5 protein-coding genes are annotated in these 6,265 nt (G+C 69.4%); all 5 read left to right on the top strand.

From position 1 onward, the window contains the following. A partial coding sequence (locus tag QHF89_RS37660; protein WP_136972189.1) for an IS3 family transposase occupies window positions 1-629 on the top strand: 629 nt, incomplete at its 5' end. A 387-nt stretch (window positions 630-1,016) separates the two neighbouring features. Then, on the top strand, window positions 1,017-2,969 hold the full coding sequence (locus QHF89_RS37655; RefSeq protein WP_136972190.1) for a YgiQ family radical SAM protein: 1,953 nt from the start codon (window positions 1,017-1,019) through the stop codon (window positions 2,967-2,969). A 17-nt stretch (window positions 2,970-2,986) separates the two neighbouring features. After that, on the top strand, window positions 2,987-3,388 hold the full coding sequence (locus tag QHF89_RS37650) for a hypothetical protein (RefSeq protein ID WP_136972191.1): 402 nt from the start codon (window positions 2,987-2,989) through the stop codon (window positions 3,386-3,388). 9 nt (window positions 3,389-3,397) lie between these two features. Then, window positions 3,398-5,032 (top strand): adenylate/guanylate cyclase domain-containing protein, encoded by a 1,635-nt coding sequence (locus QHF89_RS37645; RefSeq protein WP_136972192.1) that lies wholly within the window; start codon window positions 3,398-3,400, stop codon window positions 5,030-5,032. A 130-nt stretch (window positions 5,033-5,162) separates the two neighbouring features. Next, entirely contained in the window at window positions 5,163-6,251 is a 1,089-nt protein-coding gene (locus QHF89_RS37640; protein WP_284721434.1) for an SPFH domain-containing protein, read from the top strand. The last annotated feature ends 14 nt before the right edge of the window (window positions 6,252-6,265 follow it).

The following is a 6,265-nucleotide window of genomic DNA, read 5'->3' as shown; positions in this document are numbered from 1 at the left end:
TCGAGCGGCTCATGCGCGAGCGCGGCCTCGAAGCGCGCAGCAAGCGCCGTTTCCGGCGCACCACGGACTCGAACCACGCGATGCCTATCGCGCCGAACCTGCTCGGTCGCCAATTCGACGCCAAGGCCCCGAACGAGGCGTGGGTGACCGACGTGACGTACATCCCGACGGCCGAGGGCTGGCTGTACTTGGCCACGATCCTCGACCTGTTCTCGCGGCGGGTCGTGGGCTTCGCGATGAGCGAGCAGAACGACCGCGCCCTCGCGCTCGCCGCGCTCGAGCAGGCGCTACGCGCACGCCGGCCGAAGCCGGGGCTTTTGCACCACTCCGATCGCGGCAGCCCCTACGCCAGCGAGGACTACCGGAAGGCGCTGCGCGAGCGCGGCATCGTCGCGAGCATGAGCCGCACCGGCGACTGCTGGGACAACGCCGTCGCCGAGAGCTTCTTCGCGACCCTCAAGGCCGAGCTGGGCGACGCGATGCGCTTCCCGACCCGGGATGCCGCGATGGCGTCGATCGGTGACTACCTCGAGAGGTTCTACAACCACGCCCGGCGGCACTCGTACCTCGGGTACTTGAGCCCGGTCGAGTTCGAATTGCGAGCACAAGTGGCCGCGTTTGCGGCATAGTCGGTTTGTCCACGGGAGCGGGGGAAGATCAGTCATGCGACGAGGCGTTGGCCGCCGACCTGTCCGCGCTGCGGCCTTTGGTAGGCAGGCTCATCCCGGCGGCGGCGTTCCCCACCAAGACAGCCGCGCAGCGGCATCTGCTGGCACCCCGGCTTCTTCGTCGGCCTGTTTGAAAAACTGCGCACCGCGCAGTTTTTCAACCCTGGGTCCAGCCCCTGGCTGGTCCGGGGTCGAGGGGGCGGACAGCCCCTCGCGGGGTTCGGGGCAGCGCCCCGACGCGGCGGCTCGTGCAGAATGAAGCGGGCGCGGGGGGCGGGCGTGGAAAAACGCGCCTACGTCGCCGCCGTCGCTGACGCGGAGCCCCCGGCAGGCTAGGGTCACAGCGCCGTGACCATCGTCCAGATCCGCAAAAGCGCCCACGCGTCGGGCCGTGATCTCCGCCGTTTCCTGCCCACGACCCGCGCCGAGATGGAGGCGCGCGGCTGGGACGAGCTCGACGTGCTCCTCGTGAACGGCGACGCCTACGTCGATCACCCCGCGTTCGGCGCCGCCCTGATCGGCCGCTTCCTCGAAGCCCGCGGCTTCCGCGTCGGGGTCATCTCGCAGCCGGACTGGCGCACGACCGACGACCTCCTGCGCATGGGGCCGCCGCGGCTCTTCGTGGGCATCACGGCCGGCAACATGGACAGCATGTTGAACAAGCTCACGGCGCAGAAGAAGATCCGGAGCGAGGACCAGTACTCGCCGGGCGGACGCACGGGCCTCCGGCCGAACCGCGCGACGATCGTGTACGGCAACCTCTGCCGCCGCGCCTTCCCGGGCGTGCCGCTCGTGCTCGGCGGGATCGAGGCGTCGCTGCGGCGGATCGCGCACTACGACTACTGGTCGGACCAGGTGCGCCGCAGCGTGTTGCTCGACGCCAAGGCGGATCTGCTCATTTTCGGGATGGGCGAGCGGCCGGTCTGGGAGGTCGCCGAGCGGCTGCGGCGGGGCCAGACGATCCGCGACCTCCGCGACGTGCGGGGCACGGCCCTCGTGCTGCGCAAGGGCGAATGGGAGGAGATCGAGCCGAGCCGGTTCGTCAGCGACGGCAAGGTCGTGATCCTGCCAAGCTACGAGGAGGTCGTCCGGGACAAGGAGGCGTTCGCCGAGATGAGCCGGCGCTTCCAGTACGAGACGAACCCGGGCAACGGGCGGCCGCTCGTGCAGCCGCACGGCGAGGAGGCGGTGTATTTCAATCCGCCCGCCATCCCGCTCGAGACGAAGGACATGGACGAGCTCTACGACCTGCCCTTCGCGCGCGCGGCGCATTTCACGTATTCGGAGCCGATCCCGGCGTTCGAGACGGTGAAGCATTCGATCGTGACGATGCGCGGCTGCTTCGGGGGCTGCACGTTCTGCTCGATCACGGAGCACGAGGGTCGGGTCATCCAGTCGCGCTCGGCCGAGAGCATCCTGAAGGAGATCCGCGCGCTTCGCCGAATGGATGATTTCCGCGGCTCCATCTCGGACCTCGGCGGCCCCACGGCCAACATGTACATGATGAAATGCAAAGACCCCGCGATCGAGAGCAAATGCCGCAGGCTCTCGTGCGTGCACCCCGGGGTCTGCGAGAACCTGGAGACGGATCACGAGCCGCTGCTCGATCTGATGCGGGCCGTGCGCGAGAGCGAGGGCGTGAAGAAGGTCTTCATCGCGTCGGGCATTCGCTACGATCTCGCCGAGCGCTCGCCCGAATTCATCGAGGAGCTCGCGAAATGGCACGTGGGCGGCCAGCTCTCGGTCGCGCCCGAGCACTCGAAGAAGGACGTGCTCGACAAGATGAAGAAGCCGGGCATCGAGAGCTACGAGCGCTTCGCCGAGCAATTCCAGTGCGCGAGCGAGGACGCGGGGAAAAACCAGTTCCTCGTGCCGTACTTCATCTCGGGCCACCCGGGATCGGCGCTCAAGGACATGGTGGACCTCGCGCTCTGGCTCAAGAAAAAGGGAATGCGGCCGCGGCAGGTGCAGGATTTCATTCCGACGCCGATGTCGATGGCGACGTGCATGTATTACACGGGCATCGATCCCTTCACGAAGGCGCCGGTCTACACGGCCAAGGAGATGCACGAAAAGCGGCTCCAGAAGGCGCTCTTGCTCTACTGGGACCAGGCCCACCACGACGAGGCGCGCGAGGCCTTGATCAAGGCCGGGCGCGCGGATCTCATCGGGTCGAAGCCGCATTGCCTGGTGCCGCCCGCGTCGGGGAAGGGCTCGATGCCCATCGCGATGAAGCGCGCCCGGGCCGAACGTGGCAAGTGCAACAACAAGGGGCGCAAGCCGCACGAGGTGCGGCGCTAAGAGCACGAGGGGGCCCCTTGCAGATCCGTTCGTTCAAGCTGCGCGTCGCGGATCACCACGTGCGCGTGGTGCCGATGACGGATGCCGCGGGGTGCCCCTTCGCGGGGCCCGGGGTCGATCTGCGCGGGGAGCGAGCCGCGCAGGCCTTCGCCGCGGCGGGGCCGCTCTTCGAGGCGCTCGCGTCGTTCGAGCCCGGCGTCGTCCTCCGAGCGCTCTCCTTCGACTTCGAGCGGGAGCGGCTCCTCGCGACGCTTTCGCCGACCGCCCCGGACGCGGATCCGCGGCCACGTGTGGTACGCATCGACGGGGGGCCGGCGTTACAAATCCTCTTGCCCCTGGCGGCGGTCCTCGCGACAACGCTCGCCGCGCTCGCGGCGCCGGTGCTGGCGGAGCGCCCGAAGGATCCCGTCGAGGCATAGGGAGGCGTGATGACGGAGGCGCTGGCGACGATGCCCGAGAAGACGGCCGGAGGGCGCGCCTGGGACGAGCTGGGGCGGCTCTTGCATCGGCGGCTGATCCTGATCTACCTCACCGCCTCCCTCGCCGCGACGGGCACGGGCGCGCTCTTCTTCCTGTTTGGCCTCGACTTCAGCGTCTACCAGAAGCAGCTCGTCCTCGGGCTGCTCGCGCCGCTGGCCTCGGTGCCGCAGGTGATCGTCGACATCCTGGTGATCGGGCGGCACATCGCGCCGATCCGCGCGTTCTTCGCGGCGCTGCCGGGGCCTTCGGCGCCAGCGCTCGCGGCGCCGGCGCTCGCGCGCGCCTTGAACCTGCCGCTCTACACGGCCGCGCGTGTGCTCTTCCTGCATGCGCCGGTCCTCGCCATGGGGTTGACGGTGGCCTGCTTGCTCGCGAACGCGTGGCTTGGGCTCGGCCTCGCGCCGTGGCAGTTCGCCCTCGTCTACGCGACGGTCGGGGTCTTCGCCTCGGGCCACGCGATCTACGAGTACCTCGCGGTGAAGTCGGCCGTGAAGCCCGTGCTCCCGCACATCCGCGCGCACGTGGACGAAGCGGTGCGCGACGCAGTGCCCAAGGTGCTGCCGCTCAAGATGCGCTCGCAGCTCCTTCTCGTGTTCGCGTTCGTCGCGTGCGTGCCCCTCGCGGCGCTCGGGTACACGGCGCTGCTCAAGCTCGATCGCCTGCTCGCGAAGGCGCAGATGTTCGAGTTTGCGTGGATCGAGGAGCCACTCGAAGTGTGGGTGTTCCTGCTCGTGATCGGCGGATCGAGCCTGGCGCTTTTCCTCGCGACGATGCTCTCGCGCGACATCGCGTCGTCGGCCGAGGATCTCGTCGAGGCCATGCGGCGCGTCGAGCGAGGCGAGGTGTCCGCGGAGCTCGTGGTGGCCTCGACGGACGAGTTCGCCGAGGCGTACCGCGGCTTCAACCGGATGACGCGTGGGCTCGTGGAGCGCGAGCGGCTGCGCGACGCGTTCGGCCGGTACGTGGCGCCCGAGCTCGCCGAGCAGGTGATGAAGCACGGCGTGTCGATGGGCGGGAGCCTCGTGCGCGCGACCGTGATCTTCGCCGACATCCGTGGCTTCACGTCGCTCTCGGAGACGATGCCGCCCGTGGAGGTCGTGAGCCTGCTCAACCGGTACTTCGCCGCGGTGAGCCCGCCGATCCGCGCCGAGGGCGGGTTCATCAACAAGTTCGGCGGCGATAGCCTGCTCGCGGTGTTCGGCGCGCCCGTGCCAGCGCCCGATCACGCCGAATGCGCGGCCCGCGCGGCGCTCGGGGTGCGCGCGGCGCTCGCCCGCTTCAACGAGCGCGAGGTGGCCGAGGGACGCGCGGCGCTGCGGATCGGGATCGGCCTGCACACGGGCGAGATGGTGGCCGGGAGCGTGGGGAGCCCCGATCGGATGGAGTACACGGTGATCGGCGACGTCGTGAACGTGGCGGCGCGGATCCAGGGGCTCACGAAGGAGCTGGGGACGGACATCCTCCTCAGCGAGGCGGCCCACGAGCGGGTGAAGGACATCGTGACGGCGCGGCCGATGCCGCCGGTGGCGGTGCGCGGCAAGGCCGAGCCGATCGTGGTGTACGCGGTCGTGGATCCGGCCTGAGCTTCGAAACGGATCGGCGCGCGTCGGAATGGAGCGCGCCGCGAGGCGGGAGGAGGGAGGGCGGGCCTCGCAAACGTGCTGGCTGCGCGTGATTTTGGCGCTGGCGCGGAGGTTGCTCCCTCGCGCCGGCATGCGAACGATCCCGAACTTCGGCCGTGTCACCGCAGAGCCGCACGAGTTTCTGATCCTGATCCGCGACGGGAAGGTGAAGCGCTCAGGCCAAGGCGTGAGCGTCTTCAAGTGGCCGTCGGACAGCGTCACGTTGATCCCGACCACGATCCAAAAGCTCCAGTTCCGCGCCGATCAGGTGACGCTGGAGAAGGCCGGCGTGGAGGTGACGGGCCTCGCGGTCTACCGCATCGTCGAGCCGCTGCTCGCCTACCGGATGATCGATCGGGATCATCACGGGCTCACCGACATCCTGCGCGAGATGTTCGTCGGCGCCACGCGGCGCATCGTCGCGGGCCTGCGCCTCGAAGAGTGCCTCACGCACCGCAAGGAGCGCGTCGCGGCCGCGCTGATGGCCGAGATCGCGCCGGTGCTGGCAGGCGAGGGGAGCCTGCAGGATGGAACGAGCACGGGCTGGGGCGTGGTGATCGACACGATCGAGATCCAGGACGTGAAGGTGCTCTCGCAGGAGGTGTTTACGAGGCTGCAGGCGCCCTACCGCGAGAAGCTCGCGCTCGATGCGCTGCGCGCGAAGGAGGAGGTCGCGGTGGAGGAGAACCGGCTCGCATTCGAGCGCAAGCGAGCGGCCGAGGACGCGCGGCGCGCGATCATGGCGGAGGAGGAGGCGCGCATCACGGCGGAGCGCAAGCGCGAGATGGAAGCGCTCGAGCACAAGCAGGCCCTCGCGCGGAGGGCCCACGAGGAGGAGCTTCTGCGCGCCCGCGAGCGCGCAGAGGCCGAGCAAGCCGAGGCGCGGATCGCGCTTTCGACGCGCCGCGCGGCGGCGGAGCTCGAGGCCGAGATCGAGGCGAAGAAGCGCAGCGTGCCGGAGCTCGGCGAGGCGCGGCTGCAGGAGATCATGCTGACCGAGACGCTGCCCTCGATCGCGAACGCGTTCCGCGCCTCGTTCGATCGCGTCAACGTGACGACGACCGACGGGAGTTTGTTCTCGTTCCTGTCGGCGGGCCTCGATCAGGTGATGGACGTGGCCCGCGCGCGTGGCGTGGTGCTACCGGGCCTCGTGACGGGCGACGAGGCCAAGAAGGATTGACCGCCGCGGGCCTG

The sequence above is a fragment of the Polyangium sorediatum genome, assembly GCF_029946465.1.
GTDB classification, from domain to species: domain Bacteria; phylum Myxococcota_A; class Polyangia; order Polyangiales; family Polyangiaceae; genus Polyangium; species Polyangium fumosum.
Note: the sequence above shows the minus strand (reverse complement) of the source record. Positions and strands in the feature narration are given on the sequence as shown.

Bases quoted from the DNA above. Each gene is read 5' to 3' on its own strand.
- QHF89_RS37645 (WP_136972192.1), top strand. From the start codon at position 3,398: ATGACGGAGGCGCTGGCGACGATGCCCGAGAAGACGGCCGGAGGGCGC.
- QHF89_RS37640 (WP_284721434.1), top strand. From the start codon at position 5,163: ATGCGAACGATCCCGAACTTCGGCCGTGTCACCGCAGAGCCGCACGAG.